15 protein-coding genes are annotated in these 14,639 nt (G+C 65.9%); 8 read left to right on the forward strand and 7 right to left on the reverse strand.

Going from position 1 to position 14,639, the window contains the following annotated elements:
* The first annotated feature begins 62 nt into the window (after positions 1-62).
* The 6 genes from fabG (at position 63) to ACQI5H_RS12610 (ending at position 5,574) form a co-directional block, all read left to right on the forward strand.
* Positions 63-824 carry a 3-oxoacyl-ACP reductase FabG gene (fabG, locus tag ACQI5H_RS12585; protein WP_427079807.1) on the forward strand — a complete coding sequence of 254 codons (762 nt, stop codon included), beginning with the start codon at positions 63-65 and terminating at the stop codon, positions 822-824.
* A gap of 22 nt (positions 825-846) precedes the next feature.
* Entirely contained in the window at positions 847-2,064 is a 1,218-nt protein-coding gene (locus tag ACQI5H_RS12590; protein WP_427079692.1) for an acetyl-CoA C-acetyltransferase, read from the forward strand.
* Positions 2,061-3,266 carry a CoA transferase gene (locus ACQI5H_RS12595; protein ID WP_427079693.1) on the forward strand — a complete coding sequence of 402 codons (1,206 nt, stop codon included), beginning with the start codon at positions 2,061-2,063 and terminating at the stop codon, positions 3,264-3,266. The genes ACQI5H_RS12590 and ACQI5H_RS12595 overlap by 4 nt, the downstream gene beginning before the upstream one ends.
* Complete coding sequence (locus ACQI5H_RS12600) at positions 3,263-4,456, forward strand: acyl-CoA dehydrogenase family protein (RefSeq protein ID WP_427079694.1); 1,194 nt, start codon at positions 3,263-3,265, stop codon at positions 4,454-4,456. The genes ACQI5H_RS12595 and ACQI5H_RS12600 overlap by 4 nt, the downstream gene beginning before the upstream one ends.
* A gap of 4 nt (positions 4,457-4,460) precedes the next feature.
* Positions 4,461-5,150: a GntR family transcriptional regulator gene (locus ACQI5H_RS12605; protein WP_427079695.1), complete on the forward strand. Its 690-nt coding sequence runs from the start codon at positions 4,461-4,463 to the stop codon at positions 5,148-5,150.
* Between the two features lie 67 nt (positions 5,151-5,217).
* The gene (locus ACQI5H_RS12610; protein ID WP_427079696.1) at positions 5,218-5,574 is read left to right on the forward strand and encodes a hypothetical protein; all 357 of its coding nucleotides are present in this window, start codon (positions 5,218-5,220) and stop codon (positions 5,572-5,574) included.
* A 4-nt stretch (positions 5,575-5,578) separates the two neighbouring features.
* Here ACQI5H_RS12610 and ACQI5H_RS12615 read toward each other — a convergent pair whose 3' ends face one another.
* Positions 5,579-6,526: a GlxA family transcriptional regulator gene (locus ACQI5H_RS12615; protein ID WP_427079697.1), complete on the reverse strand. Its 948-nt coding sequence runs from the start codon at positions 6,524-6,526 to the stop codon at positions 5,579-5,581.
* Between the two features lie 75 nt (positions 6,527-6,601).
* Between ACQI5H_RS12615 and ACQI5H_RS12620 the strand changes: the two genes are divergently transcribed.
* Complete coding sequence (locus ACQI5H_RS12620) at positions 6,602-7,258, forward strand: DJ-1/PfpI family protein (protein WP_427079698.1); 657 nt, start codon at positions 6,602-6,604, stop codon at positions 7,256-7,258.
* Position 7,259: 1 nt separating this feature from the next.
* Positions 7,260-7,568 (forward strand): hypothetical protein, encoded by a 309-nt coding sequence (locus ACQI5H_RS12625; RefSeq protein WP_427079699.1) that lies wholly within the window; start codon positions 7,260-7,262, stop codon positions 7,566-7,568.
* On the opposite strand, the gene ACQI5H_RS12630 is transcribed toward ACQI5H_RS12625, so the two are convergent.
* The 6 genes from ACQI5H_RS12630 to ACQI5H_RS12655 are packed head-to-tail and all read right to left on the reverse strand — an operon-like array spanning position 7,565 to position 14,557.
* Positions 7,565-9,094, reverse strand: coding sequence for a class I adenylate-forming enzyme family protein (locus tag ACQI5H_RS12630; RefSeq protein WP_427079700.1), 1,530 nt, complete (start codon positions 9,092-9,094; stop codon positions 7,565-7,567). The two genes, ACQI5H_RS12625 and ACQI5H_RS12630, sit on opposite strands and share 4 nt — an antisense overlap.
* Positions 9,087-10,637 (reverse strand): class I adenylate-forming enzyme family protein, encoded by a 1,551-nt coding sequence (locus ACQI5H_RS12635; protein WP_427079701.1) that lies wholly within the window; start codon positions 10,635-10,637, stop codon positions 9,087-9,089. The genes ACQI5H_RS12630 and ACQI5H_RS12635 overlap by 8 nt, the downstream gene beginning before the upstream one ends.
* Entirely contained in the window at positions 10,627-12,102 is a 1,476-nt protein-coding gene (locus ACQI5H_RS12640) for a class I adenylate-forming enzyme family protein (RefSeq protein ID WP_427079702.1), read from the reverse strand. Before ACQI5H_RS12640 ends, ACQI5H_RS12635 begins: the two co-directional genes overlap by 11 nt.
* Positions 12,102-12,884: an enoyl-CoA hydratase/isomerase family protein gene (locus ACQI5H_RS12645; protein ID WP_427079703.1), complete on the reverse strand. Its 783-nt coding sequence runs from the start codon at positions 12,882-12,884 to the stop codon at positions 12,102-12,104. The genes ACQI5H_RS12640 and ACQI5H_RS12645 overlap by 1 nt, the downstream gene beginning before the upstream one ends.
* On the reverse strand, positions 12,881-13,693 hold the full coding sequence (locus ACQI5H_RS12650) for an enoyl-CoA hydratase/isomerase family protein (protein WP_427079704.1): 813 nt from the start codon (positions 13,691-13,693) through the stop codon (positions 12,881-12,883). Before ACQI5H_RS12650 ends, ACQI5H_RS12645 begins: the two co-directional genes overlap by 4 nt.
* A gap of 9 nt (positions 13,694-13,702) precedes the next feature.
* Positions 13,703-14,557, reverse strand: coding sequence for an enoyl-CoA hydratase/isomerase family protein (locus tag ACQI5H_RS12655; protein WP_427079705.1), 855 nt, complete (start codon positions 14,555-14,557; stop codon positions 13,703-13,705).
* Between the last annotated feature and the right edge of the window lie 82 nt (positions 14,558-14,639).

Raw genomic sequence — 14,639 nt, forward strand, 5'->3', positions numbered from 1 at the left:
ACAGGATCCTATATGAAATATGATATTCGGATCTCAGGGGTCCCCCTGGGAGCAAGAACGCGATTAAGGATGAGTGGTCTTCAGTGTCGTTGCTCAGCGGTCAGGCCGCGGTGGTCACGGGTGGTGCACAGGGTCTCGGTTTCGCTATCGCGGAGCGATTCGTCGCCGAAGGCGCACGCGTCGTGCTCGGAGACGTGAATCTCGAGGCGACCGAAACCGCCGCCAAGCAGCTGGGCGGTGACGACATTGCCCTGGCGGTCCGGTGCGATGTGACGCAAGCGGCCGACGTCGAGGGCCTCATCCAGACCGCGGTCGAACGTTTCGGCGGCCTCGACATCATGGTCAACAACGCCGGGATCACCCGCGACGCGACGATGCGCAAGATGACCGAAGAACAATTCGATCAGGTCATCGACGTGCACCTGAAGGGAACCTGGAACGGCATCCGTCTGGCGGCCGCGATCATGCGGGAAAACAAGCGCGGCGCGATCATCAACATGTCGTCGGTGTCCGGCAAGGTCGGCATGATCGGCCAGACCAACTATTCCGCGGCCAAGGCCGGCATCGTCGGGATGACCAAGGCCGCCGCCAAGGAACTCGCCTATCTGGGGGTCCGGGTGAACGTCATCGCCCCCGGCTTGATTCGCTCGGCCATGACAGAGGCCATGCCGCAACGCATTTGGGACCAGAAGGAGGCCGAGGTTCCAATGGGCCGGGCGGGTGAGCCCAGCGAGGTCGCCAGCGTCGCCTTGTTCCTGGCCTCCGATTTGTCCTCGTATATGACCGGCACCGTCATGGAAGTCACCGGCGGCCGGCACATCTGAGCTCTGCCGCGAAAGGATAGCCATGCGTGAAGCGGTTATTTGTGAGCCGGTACGCACACCGATCGGCCGCTACGGCGGAATGTTCAAGTCGCAGACCGCGGTCGAACTCGGTGTCGCCGCGCTGAAAGGGCTACTCGAACGAACCGGGCTTGCGCCGGACGCCGTGCAAGACGTCATCCTCGGGCACTGCTATCCGAGCAGCGAGGCGCCCGCGATCGGGCGAGTGGTGGCATTGGATTCCGGTCTGCCCGTGACGGTTCCCGGCATGCAGGTCGACCGCCGCTGCGGGTCCGGCCTGCAGGCGGTGATCCAAGCGTGTCTGCAGGTGGCCAACGGTGACCACGATCTCGTCGTCGCCGGTGGATGCGAAAGCATGAGCAACGTCGCGTTCTATTCCACCGACATGCGGTGGGGTGGCGCCCGCGGCGGTGTTCGAGTGCATGACGGACTGGCTCGGGGACGCACCACGGCCGGCGGCCGGCACCACCCGGTTCCGGGCGGGATGCTGGAAACGGCCGAGAATCTGCGTCGCCAGTACGGCATTTCGCGCCAGGAGCAAGACGAGCTCGCGGTGCGCTCACACCAGCGCGCGGTGGCGGCGCAGAAGGACGGCGTCTTCGCCGAGGAGATCATTCCAGTCGCGGTCCGCAGCCGGCACGGCGAGGAGCTCATCGACACCGACGAGCATCCGCGCGCCGACACATCGGTCGAGTCGCTGAGCAAGCTCAAACCCGTTCTGCTGGCCGAAGATCCGGAAGCGACGGTCACCGCAGGCAATTCCAGCGGACAGAACGATGCGGCATCCATGTGCGTCGTGACCACGCGCGAGAAGGCCGCAGAACACGGGCTGACGCCGTTGGTCCGCATTGTGTCGTGGGGGCTGGCGGGTGTGGCGCCGAACATCATGGGCATCGGCCCGGTGCCCGCGACCGAGGTTGCGCTCGGCAGGGCGGGCCTGCAACTGTCCGACATCGACGTCATCGAACTCAACGAAGCCTTTGCCGCACAGGCGCTTGCGGTGATGCGGGAATGGAATTTCGGCTCCGCCGATCACGACCGAACCAATGTGCACGGATCGGGCATCTCACTGGGCCATCCGGTCGGCGCCACCGGCGGCAGGATGCTGGCGTCCCTGGCGCGCGAACTGCATCGCCGGGAGGCGCGCTACGGGTTGGAGACCATGTGCATCGGAGGCGGCCAGGGGCTTGCCGCGGTCTTCGAACGGGTCGGTTCGACGTGAACGAGTTGCCGCTGAGCGGCCTGACCGTGGTGGAGGTGTCGAGCTTCGTCGCCGCACCGCTGTGCGGCATGACGCTGGGTCAGCTAGGCGCCCAAGTGATCCGCGTCGATCCGATTGGCGGCGCCTCCGACGTCCAGCGATGGCCGCTGGCGGCGGACGGCACGTCGATCTACTGGACCGGATTGAACAAGGGAAAACGTTCAGCCACCATCGATCTGCGCTCGGCCGAAGGTCAAGAGCTGGTCCAGCGGCTGATCGTGGAGGGCGACGGCATCGTCGTCACCAATGCCGCCGGTCTGTCCTGGCTGAGCCATGATCAGCTGTCCGCCAGGCGTTCCGACGTCATCCACGTGCAGCTGGTCGGGCGTGGGGACGGTTCCACCGGGGTGGACTACACCGTGAACGCCGGTCTCGGATTCCCGCTCGTGACCGGACCCGCCGATCATGCCGGTCCGATCAATCATGTGCTGCCCGCCTGGGATGTGTGCTGCGGCCTGTACGCCGCCCTGGCCGTCGTCACCGCCGTCCGGCGCCGCGAGCAGTCCGGGACGGGTGCGCGCATCAGCCTTGCCCTCGAGGACGTCGCGCTGGCCACCGCGGGAAATCTGGGGCTGCTGACCGAGCCGCAGGTGAACGGGACCCAACGCCAGCGGTTGGGCAATGCCATCTACGGCCAATACGGCCAGGACTTCACCAGTCGTGACGGTGTGGCATTCATGGTTGTGACCTTGACTGGCAGGCACTTTCGCGACCTGGTCGAGACGACGGGCACCGGTGCCGCGGTGTCGGCGCTAGCAGAGGCGCTGGGGATGGACTTCGCCGCCGAGGGGGACCGATACCGGTACCGTGACGCGCTCTCCGGCCTGTTCGCCACCTGGTTCGCCGACCACACGGCCGAGGAGATCACCGCGGCATTGTCGAACACCACCGTCCTGTTCGAGCGATACCGCACCTTCGCGGAGGCCGCGGAACACCCCAAAGTGACCGCGAATCCGTTGTTCTCGCGGCTGCATCAACCCGGTGTCGGAGACTACTTCGCCCCCGGCATGCCGGTCTCGTTCGACGGCGCCCATCCCGCCAGCGCGCCGGCACCCACCCTGGGACAAGACACCGCCGACCTGCTCGCGCAGTGCCTGGGATTGACCCCGGCCGACATCCAACGCTTGACAAGCAACAACACGATAGGGAACGACAGCCCATGACCAGACTCGCGCAGACGCTCGGCCTGACCGAATTTCAGACCGAAATCATCGCTACCGTACGGCAATTCGTCGATAAGGAAGTCATTCCCAACGCGCCGGAACTCGAGCGCGCCGACACCTACCCCCAGGAAATCGTCGACCAGATGCGCGAGATGGGTCTGTTCGGACTGATGATTCCGCAGGAGTACGGCGGGCTTGGGGAATCGCTGCTCACATACGCGCTCTGCGTCGAAGAGCTGGCACGCGGGTGGATGAGCGTGTCCGGGGTGCTCAATACCCACTTCATCGTGGCGTACATGCTGCGTCAGCATGGCACCGACGAGCAGAAGCAACGGTTCCTGCCACGCATGGCGATCGGCGAATCCCGCGGCGCGTTCTCGATGTCGGAGCCCGAGCTGGGCTCCGACGTGGCCGCGATCCGCACCCGGGCCAAGCGGAATTCCGACGGCACCTACGGCATCGATGGCCAGAAGATGTGGCTGACCAACGGCGCGACGTCGACACTCGTGGCCGTGCTGGTGCGCACCGACGAAGGTTCGGACAAGCCACACCGCAACCTGACCGCGTTTCTTGTCGAGAAGCCGGTCGGTTTCGGTGAAGTCGTGCCGGGCCTGACGATTCCCGGCAAGATCGACAAACTCGGCTATAAGGGCATCGAAACCACCGAGCTCATCTTCGACGGGTACCGGGCGAGCGCCGACGACATTCTCGGTGGCACACCGGGACAGGGATTTTTCCAGATGATGGACGGCATCGAGGTCGGCCGAGTCAACGTGTCGGCCCGAGCGTGCGGCATCGGAATCCGCGCCTTCGAGCTCGCGGTGCGCTATGCGCAGCAACGCCACACCTTCGGCAAGCCGATTGCCGAGCACCAGGCCATCGCGTTCCAGCTGGCCGAGATGGCGACCAAAGTCGAAGCCGCACACCTGATGATGGTCAACGCGGCGCGCCTGAAGGACTCGGGAGAACGCAACGACGTCGCCGCCGGTATGGCGAAATACCTTGCCAGCGAATACTGTTCGGAGGTCACGCAACAGAGCTTCCGGATTCACGGCGGCTATGGCTATTCCAAGGAATACGAGATCGAGCGGCTGATGCGCGATGCGCCGTTCCTGCTCATCGGAGAAGGAACCAGCGAGATCCAGAAGTCCATCATCAGCAAGCGATTGCTCGCCGAGTATCAGGTGTGAGGCGATGAGCGTTCCGGATTTCGCCGCGCGGCCTCAGCTTTCCGAGGACGTCGCGCGATTCGTCCGCACCCGGATCTTCGACGGCACCTACGCCGCGGGATCCTACGTTCGGCTGGACCAGCTGGCCGCGGAACTGGGGATCAGCGTCACGCCGGTGCGTGAGGCGCTGTTCGCCCTGCGCGCCGAGGGCCTCATCGCCCAGCAGCCGCGCCGGGGATTCGTGGTGCTGCCCGTGACCGGGCGAGACGTCGCCGACGTCGCCAACGTGCAGGCTCACGTCGGCGGCGAGCTGGCCGCGCGCGCCGCGGTCAACATCACCGACGACCAATTGCGCGAACTCAAGGAGATCCAGGCGCAGCTCGAAGACGCCTATGCCGGCGACGACCACGAGCGAACCGTTCGGCTCAACCACGAATTTCACCGGGCCATCAACGTTGCCGCGGATTCACCGAAGCTCGCCCAACTGATGTTGCAGATCACGCGCTACGCACCGGAATCGGTGTTCCCCAACATCAAGGGGTGGCCGGAACAATCGATGAAGGACCATCGCCGGATCTTGTCCGCGCTGAAAAAGCGCGACGACAAACTAGCCCGGGCCGCGATGTCAGAACACCTTGCCGCCGGCGCCGTTCCGCTGATCGACCACCTCACGGCCCATGGGGTTGTCGTGGAGGTCAACGGTTCACGGGATTAGCTGTTGTTGTGCGAGCGCGGCTGGGCTTACCCTGCCATTGGGGTGGGCAACGGTACGGAGATGAGAAATGCCCCCAATACTTCGCACGTCGGCCGTGGTCGCCGCATGCATGATCGCGGTCGCGCCTCCGGCGATCGCCGACCCGATCGACCCGATCCCCGGTAATGGCGTCTTTGTCGTAGGACCGGACATTGCGCCGGGCCTGTATCACACGGGCGGCTCGGGGTCAGCTTTTGGCGTCTGGATCAACAATGTGCCGACCCAGGACTCGATGTGCTCGTGGTTCACCTACAGCACGCCCGATGCGAACAAGGACCATGTGCTCCAGACGAACACCTCGATCGGTCCGATGTTCGCGAATATCAACACATCGGTGAAGGCCTTCGAGTCGCAGAACTGTCAACCCTGGACGCGCGTTCCCTGACCCGTCACCGGCCGGCCTTGTCCCGGAACGTATTGCGATAACTCTGCGGTGCCACCCCGACCAGTCGGCGAAACTGTTCACGAAAATTCGTCGCCGATGCGAAACCAACTCGGCGTGAGACGTTTTCGACGCTGTCGGACGTTCGCTCCAGCAGCTCCTGCGCATGCTTGATCCGAATGCCGTTGACCCACTGCATGGGTGTCTGCCCGGTCTCCTGCTTGAAACGCCGATTGATCGTTCTTTCGCTGGTGGACGCCTGCCGCGCGATACCGCGGAGGATCAGCGGCTGGTGCGCGTTGTTCTCGATCCATGCCAGCAGGCCATCGAGTTCGGTGTTGGACATGCGGCGGTTGCGGATGATGAATTGTGCTTGCCCGCCGGCACGATGGAGCGGGGCGACGGCCAAGCGGGCGGCGTCGGCGGCAGCCGCGGAACCGTAGTCGCTTGCGACCATATGGAGGCAGAGGTCCAAGCCGGCGGATGCTCCGGCCGACGTGAGAATCTGTCCCTCGTCGACGTAGAGGGCATCGGCGTCGAGCCGGACGTTCGGATAAGCGGCAGCGAACAATTCGGCCGCCAGCCAGTGGGTGGTCGCGCGCCTGCCGTCCAATATGCCCGCGGCGGCCACGGTGAAGGCTCCGCTGCAAATGGACGCGATTCGGGCTCCGCGGCCGTGGGCCGACTTGAGCGCGATGGCGACGTCGTCGCGAACCGGCGCCGTGACGTCGTTGCGTCCCGGCACGACGATGGTGTCGGCGTTGCCGAGTTCTTCCAAGCCGAAATCGGTGCAGATGCGGATCGGTCCGGCCGCTAGGAGCGGCTCGCAACCGCACACTCGGACGCGGTAGCCGGGCGCGCCGTCCTCGAGCTGGACACGGCCGAATACCTCGACCGCGATGGCGAGGTCGAACGCGATGACGTCCGGCTCCGCCAGGACTGCCACGCGGTGCATGGCTTGGCAATATACCGGCGCATTGTGTCAATCCAGCCACTGGTCCACCGCCGCCGGACCCGTGACGATGGCGGAATGCATGTGCAAATCGTGCTGTACGACGGGTTTGACCCGCTCGACGTCGTCGGGCCATTCGAAGTGCTGGCCGCGGGCAGCGACAGCCTCGGGGGCGAGTTGGCCGTGACGCTGGTGTCGGCGGAAGGGGCGCGCAGCGTGACCGGGGGAACCCGTGGACTCGCGCTGACTGCCACCGCCACGCTCGATCCGGACAGCCGCGGGTGTGTGATCGTGCCCGGCGCCAGCGGGCCCGTGGCCGGTGACCCGGACGATGGCGTCGAGACCATTCCGGTGGTTTTGGCCCGGGCGAGCCAGACGGAGCTAACACCGTTGTTGCGGAAGGCTTTCGCCAACCCGGAGGTGACGATGGCGGCGGTGTGTGGGGGATCGGTGGTCATGGCGATGTCGGGTCTGATCGAAGGACGCCACGCGGCGACTCATCATTTGGGGTTGGACCTGCTCGAAGCCTCCGGCGTGCACCCGGTGGCGGCCCGGGTGGTTGACGACGGGGACCTCATCACCGCGGGTGGCGTGACATCGGGGCTGGATTTGGCTCTCCACCTGCTGGAGCGGTGGTATGGCCCACGAATCCCGCATGCCGTCGAGGAACTGTTCGAGTGCGAGCGTCGCGGCACCGTGTGGCGCCCCAGCGGGCGAGAACCAGTGGAGGCATGAGTTGGGCGTCGAAGGCGAATGGGATGTGACGATCAAAACCCCGATCGGCACACTTGCGGTGGAGTATGCGTTCACGCAGTCCGGTGCCGGGCTCGGTGGGACGGCGACCTATAAAACCGAAACGGTTCCGTTGCAAGACATTACGAGCACGATCGTGGAGGGCGGCACCCGGCTGACATGGCGACAATCGGTGACCAAGCCCATCCGGCTGAATCTGGCATTCGACGTCGTGGTCGACGGTGACGTCATGACCGGTCATTCTCGCGCGGGCCGGTTGCCGCGGTCGGCGGTGTCGGGCAGTCGTCGTTAATCGCGCTCCGCGCCGAGCAAAACCTCCCGCAGACGATGGATGTCGACCTTGCCGGTGCCGCCGCGCGGAACGTCGTCGTCGGATCGCAGCTGGAGCCACACGGTCGGCACTTTGAAGGCGCTCAACAATTTTCGGGCCGACGCGCTCAGTTGTTCGGCGGTGACCGCCCCCGCGCAGACCACCGCCGCGGCGACCCGCTCACCCGACGGCCCGGACACATTGGTGACGTAAGCGTTGTCGACGCCGTCGATCGTGCGCAGCGCCCGCTCGACCTCGCTGGGGTACACGGTCGCGCCGCTGACCTTGAACATGTCGTCGGATCTGCCGTGGTAGAACAGGAACCCGTCTCGATCGAGGTGGCCAAGGTCGCCGGTGGGGTAGAAGCCGTCGGCGGTGAACAGCTCTTCGCGGCTGCGACGGCAAATGCCGCGCAGCGTGTGCGGTCCCCGGATCTGGATCATGCCAACGGTTCCCGCGGCAACCGGCCGACCGCTGTCCGGGTCGACGATGCGGACCTCCATGCCCTCGAAGGGTTTTCCGCAGCTGCCCCACGCCGTCGGCGGCATGTCGGTGTCGGCGGGATAGCCGCAGTAGGGCCCGAACGCCTCCGTCATGCCGAACAGCGTGGCCCGCGCCCCGGGAGCGGCGCGTTGTTCGGGCGGCAGCAGCGCTTCCAGGCTGCCGGGCCGCAGCGCCGACAGATCGGCGCCAACCGTTTCCGCGTGCCGGGCCAGCGCCTCGGCCTGGTCGGGCCAGCCGCGAAACAGTGTGACGCGCTCGGTTTCGAGGAGCCGCAGGGTGGTGTCGGGACGCGGGATTTCCTCGGTCACCAGGGTGGCACCGGCCAGCAGCGCCGACAGTATCCCGCTGCCGAAGCCGCCGACCCAGAAGAACGGCATCGGGAGGTACAGGCGCGTGTCGGCGGTGATGCAGCGCGCCGCCAGGCCCGACTCGACCGCGCCCAACGCGTTGCCATGCGAGTGGATGACGCCCTTGGGTGCTCCGCTGCTGCCGGAAGTGAACATGATGACCAGCGGATCGGAGGGGGTGACTGTTTCGGTCATGGCGTCGACGATCCGGCAAGCGCCCTCGCCTGCCGCGGCGTGGGCGGACCGGTCGGCGGGCCAAACTTCGCGTAGGGCAGGAAGTTCGAGCCGCGGCACGGAGGAAACGTCGTCCAGGTAGCGATGGCCGCGGAATTCCTCGACGCTCACCAGGAACTGCACCGAGGCGGCCCGTAGTTGGGCGACCAGTTCGCCGGCTTGCAGCAGGGTGCTCAGCGGAACCAGCACGGCGCCAATGCGGGTCAGGGCAACGGCGACCTGCACCCAGCGCACGCAGTTGGGCATGATGAGCCCGACGCGCGTGCCCTTTCCGACGCCGGCGTCGACGAAGGCCGCGGCCAAATCGCGTGTGGTTGCATCAAGTTCGCGATAACTGATCCGGGCCGTCGGGTCGATCACCATCGGTTTGGCGCCGTGCTGTGCGGCACGCAACCTGACCAGCCGGTCGATGGTGTCAGTCATCGAATAGCTTCCTCAGCCGCTGCGTGTCGACCTTGCCGCTGGACAGCAGCGGTATTTCCGCACGCGGTAGGGCGACGAACCGCCTCGGAATTTTGTACGCCGACAATTCGGCCTTGAGCCGCTCGCGCAACGCGCCTTCGTCGAGATCGGGCTGGACAACCACGGCCGCAACCAGCTCTCCCCGCCCCGCGTCCGGAATGCCCACGACGTGTGCCTCGGCGCCGGTGACCTTGGCGATGGCCTTCTCCACCTCGGCCGCCGAGACGTTGGCGCCCGCGGTTTTTATCATCGCGCTGAGCCGGCCGACGAAGTAAAAGAAGCCGTCCGCATCGACGCGCACCAAATCGCCGGTGTGGAACCAGCCGTCGGCGTCGAAGCATTCCTCGCGGCTGCGCTTGTAATACCGCTGCATCACGTACGGCCCACGGATGCACAGCTCCCCGACTCCCGCGGAATCCGGGTTGACGACCATGGTCTCGAAACCGGGCGCCGGCTTGCCGAACGACCCGCGCCGCGATTCGGGTTGATCGGATTCGTCGTCGCTGATCAATACGACGCTGCCGGCCTCGGTCATTCCCAGCATGTTGTGACGCAGTTCCGGGTCGGCCGGGCGAACATCGGGCGGCATGATCGGATACAGGTTGCCCCGGCGCATCGAGGTCAGATCGCGTTCGGCGAAACTCGGATGGTTGATCAGGTGTGCGATTCCTGCGGCGAAACCGTTGGTCATGGTTGGCTTTTCGGCCTCCAGCAGGTCGAGCGTCTCGCCGGCTCCGCTGGCATCAGAGCCGGCGTTGGAGCACACCAGCGTCGACCCCGCAACCAGCGTTGCCAGCAAGCCGAACGCGAACCCGCCGATCCAGAAGAACGGCGAATTGCAGAACAGCTTGTCGGCCGCGGTCAACCCGCGGATCTCGTTGAGGTTTTGCTGATGTTCGAGCAGGGCGGCGTGGGTGTGCACCACTCCTTTCGCAGCGCTCGCCGATCCCGACGTGTATACGACGGCCAGCGGATCGCAGCCTTCGACGTCGTGTTCCATGGCGGCCAGCAGTGCGGGCTCGACGGACGCGCCCAGCCCGCACACCCGCTGATGCGTGAAGACCACGTGGCGCAATTGCGGTGCGGTGGCGATAAACAGGCGCTCGCCGGAATCGAAGCGCGGGTCCGCCAGCGCCTCGGCGATTCGTTCCGCGTAGTCGTGGGAGCGGAACGACGCTGCGCTCAAGAGAATTTCGACGTCGCTGTGGACCAGTTGCTCGCGCAGCTCGCGAGCGGTGACGAAAGTGGAAAACGGGATCACGACGGCACCGATTCGCGCGGCCGAGAGCATCCCGACGACGAAGTCGGCGCCGTTGGGGTAGAGCAGGCCGACATGTGTTCCCTTGCCGGCGCCGAGGGCGATCAGTCCGCGGGCCAGCTCGGCCGACCGCCGATCGGCCTCGGCGTAGCCGATGCGGTCGGCGTCGCAGACCAGAAGCGGGTGGTCGCCGCGCGACTGCGCCTGGGTCCGCAGGATATCGGCGACCGTCAACTCACCGGGCATGGTCTCGCTGCGCGGCGGATTCGTCGAAGAAGCCCTGGACCGCACTCAGATCGGCTTTGCCCGAGGGTGTTCGCGGGATCGTGTCGACGACCGCGATTTCGGTCGGAATCTCGTAGCGGGCCAGTCGCGTTCGCAGATACTCCACCAGCGCGTCGGCGTCGGTGTCTTCGGCTTCGCGCAGTTCTACCATGGCCACCGGAGTCTCGCCGAGCCGTTCATCGGGTCGCCCGACCACCGCGGCACCCGCCACCGCGGGGTGGCCCTCGAGCGCGATCCGCACGTCGTCGGGCATGACCTTGAACCCGCCGCGGATGATCGCCTGATCGGCCCGCCCGACGATCCACACAAAGCCGTCGGCGTCGATTCGCGCCATATCCGTGGTCCGCATCCACGTCGCCGACGGCCCGAGTTGCCCGGGTTTCACCTCGAGCAAGCCCACCTGGTCCGGCTCGAGCGTCTCGCCGTCATCGCCGACTACCCGCAGTTGCGCACCAGCGTTCGCCCGGCCGACGCTGCCGTGTTTTGCGCGCCAGTACTTCTGGTAGTCGGTGAGCGTCCAGCCCGCGACGCCTCCGCCGAATTCGGTTGCGGCATAGGAGGTCAACACTGGGATGCCATACTTGTCGGTGAACGCGTCCGCGTCGTCGGCGGAGAGCGGAGCCGTGCCGCAGGTGACCGCCCGAATGCTGTCCAGGTCGGCCCGCGGCACATCGGAGTGCAACACCGTCCGCAATGCCGCCGGCACCAGCGAGACCGCGCGGGGCCGGTGCCTGCGCACCGCCTCGGCCCAGGCATTGAGTTCGAATCTTTCCAGCAGCACAAACGATCTCGCCTCGGCGATGCATTGCAAAACCCGGAACACACCGCCGATGTGCACCAGCGGCGAATTGACGATCGCGACTCCCCGCCTCAGTCGGGTGGGCGCCGGCGTGTTCTCCGGGTCGGGACCCATCACGCTGCGCGCCAGCATGTCGTAGCTGAGGTCAACTCGTTTGGGAGGGCCGGTGGTTCCGCTCGTCAGCATCCGGACCGCCACGCCGGGCGGGTCAGCGGTCCCCGGGGTGTGTCGCGCCGACCCGCCGACATCGTCCAGGAGGCCCGAGATCGCGACCGTCGGGGTCTCCGGGGTGACCAGCGTCGCCAGGTCGTCGGGTTCGCCGAGGACCAGTGGCAGTCGTAGCGCTGCGATATCGGCTCGGGTGCGCTCATCGCCGCGAGATGGGTTGATGGTGACCACAGTTCCGCCGCCCAGCAGCACACCCAGGAATGCCGCGACGTGGGCTGGCCGGTTGCGCAGCAGCATCCCGATTCCGGCTTTGTGGTTGGGGGTGAGGGATGCGATGTGCCCTGCCGCGTCGCCAACTTGACGCCACGCGAGCCACTGGCCTTCATACTCGATGGCGTGCGAGTCCGGCTGCAGGGCCAGTACGTCGGCGATGCGTTGGCTGAGTGGATGAAGAGGCATCAGCGGATCTTCGGCTGGCGGGGGCCCTCGCTCTTCTGGGCGGCTAACTCGGCGGTGCCGAGCGGGTTTCCCAGCCGGGTGTAGATCAGCCCCTGCTCCAACGCGGCTCGATACGGCTTGTCCAGCGACTCCCAGATCGCTTTCACGGTGCCCTGGGTCGCCGAAGGCGGCTTGGCGGCGATCGCCGTGGCGATCTCACGGGCACGGTCCCACAGCCGGTCGGGGGAGACCACCTCCGATACCAAGCCGATTCGCAGCGCGGTGTCGGCGCCGACCCGTTCGTCGTTGCCCATCAGCGCGATCCGCAACGTCTCGCCCAGACCGATGCGCCGCATCAGGCCGATCGGCTCCAACGCGCAGACCAGGCCGGCCGACACGTGTGAATCGAAAAATGTTGCGTCCGTTGAGCAGATGACCACGTCGGATTCGTTGAGGAAGTAGAACGCGCCGGCGGTACACATACCCTGGACGGCGCACACCACGGGTTTCCACATCTTTTGCCACTTGGGGCTCAGCGTCTCGCCGGGATCTTCGTGGTTCCAGACGTTTTCGGGTTGGCCGTAGGGCGTCTTGATGTCCAGGCCGGCGCTGAACGCCCGGTCGCCGGCCGCCCGCAGCACGACCGCGTGCACCGAGTCATCGAGTTTGACTGCGCGCCAGGCTTCGGTCATCTCCTCGCACATGGCTCGGTTGAACGCGTTGAGTTGCTCGGGCCGATTCAGCGTGATGGTCGCGACGTGGTCGGAGGCGTCGACGTCGAGCAGGATGGTTTCGAAATTCATCGACACTGCCAATCGGGCTTCCGCTTTTCCACGAACGCCTTGGGCCCCTCGAGAGAATCCTCGGTGTGCAGGTTGCGTTCGCGGAATGACTCGGCCAGCATCTCGGCTTCGTGCAGCGGCAGGTCCAGGCCTTTGATAATGGCGAGCCGGGTACCCCGGACCGCCAGCGGCGCATTGGAGTTGACGATGTCCGCGATCTCGTGGGCGCGTTCCAGCAGGCGGTCGTGTTCGACGATCTCGCTGATGAGCCCAAGCTCGTATGCCCGCTGTGCGTTCATCCGCTCATGCTTGCCCATGAGGGCCATGCGCAGGGCAATCGAGCGCGGCAGCACTCGCGCCACCCGGACCACCTCACGCCCGGCCACGAGCCCGATGCTGACATGCGGATCGAAGAACGTCGCTTTGTCCGACGCGATGACAATGTCTCCAGTGGTGACCCAGTCCAGCCCGGCACCACAACACAATCCGTTGATCGCGGCGAGCACCGGCTTGGCCATCGTGCGAAACGGCGGTGTGCCCTCCTGCGGTGCCTCCCACTGTTCGTAGGTCGACAAGTACGGCCGTTCGTTGATCACCTTGCCGTCGCCGGGAATGGCTTTGACGTCTGCCCCGGTGCAGAAGGCGCGTCCGGTGCCGGTCACGATGAGCAGCCACACCTTGTCGTCATTCTCGGCCTCGTCGTAGGCGGTCCGCAGTTCGGTGATCATGTGGGGGCTCAGCGCGTTGAGGGCCTCCGGCCGGTTCAGCGTGATGGTGGCCGTGTGCCCGTCGACGTCGTAGTTGATGGTGTCGAACGAGTCAGTAGGCATCCCTGCTCCTCATCGGCCGTTGAACTTCGGGGCGCGGCGTTGCCGGAAGGCTTCCAGGCCTTCTTTGAAATCGCTTGTCCGACACGAAAGTTCGAGATTGAACAGCTCCTGGGTCAGGGACTGGCTCAGCGTTGCATGCTGACCGAAGCCCAGCGCTTGCTTGGCCAGCCCGAGTGCGACCGTCGGCCCGCAGGCCAGCCGTCCCACCAGCTCCTCGGTGGTGCCGTCGAGTTCGGCAGGGCTTACCGCCTGGTGTATCAATCCCCAGTCGGCGGCATCCGCCGCGCTGACCTTCTCGCCGAGCAGCAGCATCCGCCGGGCCCGGGCCAGGCCGACCAGCCGGGGGAGCAGCCACGTCGAACCGGAATCCGGGCTGAAGCCACGGTCGACGAACGGCTCCCAGAACACCGCATCGGTCGCGGCCACGGTGAAGTCGGCGGCCAGCGCCAGGTTGCAGCCAAACCCCACCGCGCGTCCCTGCACGCTGCACACCACCGGCAGCTGAATGCTTCCGACGAGCTCGATCGCCCGATGGGCTTCGTGGGGAACGCGCCGCACCAGATCACCGGTGCGCGGACGTTGCCGATCGTTGGTCGCCACCCAGTCGACACCCGCACAGAAGTCATCTCCGGCACCCCGGAGGTGAATCGCCCGCAGCGAGTCGTCGGCGGCGGCATCGGTCAACGTCTCGACCAAAGCCCCGATCATCAATTGGGTCAACGAATTACGTCGGGATGGGCGGTCGAGCGTGATCCGCAAAACCGCGCCGTCTCGGCGCACAGCCACCGAACCCTCGGCACCGGCCTTCTCGGCCTCGTGACTCACCGTCGAATCCGGCCTTTCTCCGCCGATACGGTTACCCATACAGTAGGGAATACGATTGATACGCTGTATAAGTTAGCAAGGAAACGCTGCCGACGGAAATATCCGGGGCCTGACCCGGCGA

Origin of the sequence: Mycobacterium heidelbergense (assembly GCF_050205645.1) — a bacterium.
GTDB classification, from domain to species: Bacteria; Actinomycetota; Actinomycetes; order Mycobacteriales; family Mycobacteriaceae; genus Mycobacterium; species Mycobacterium heidelbergense_A.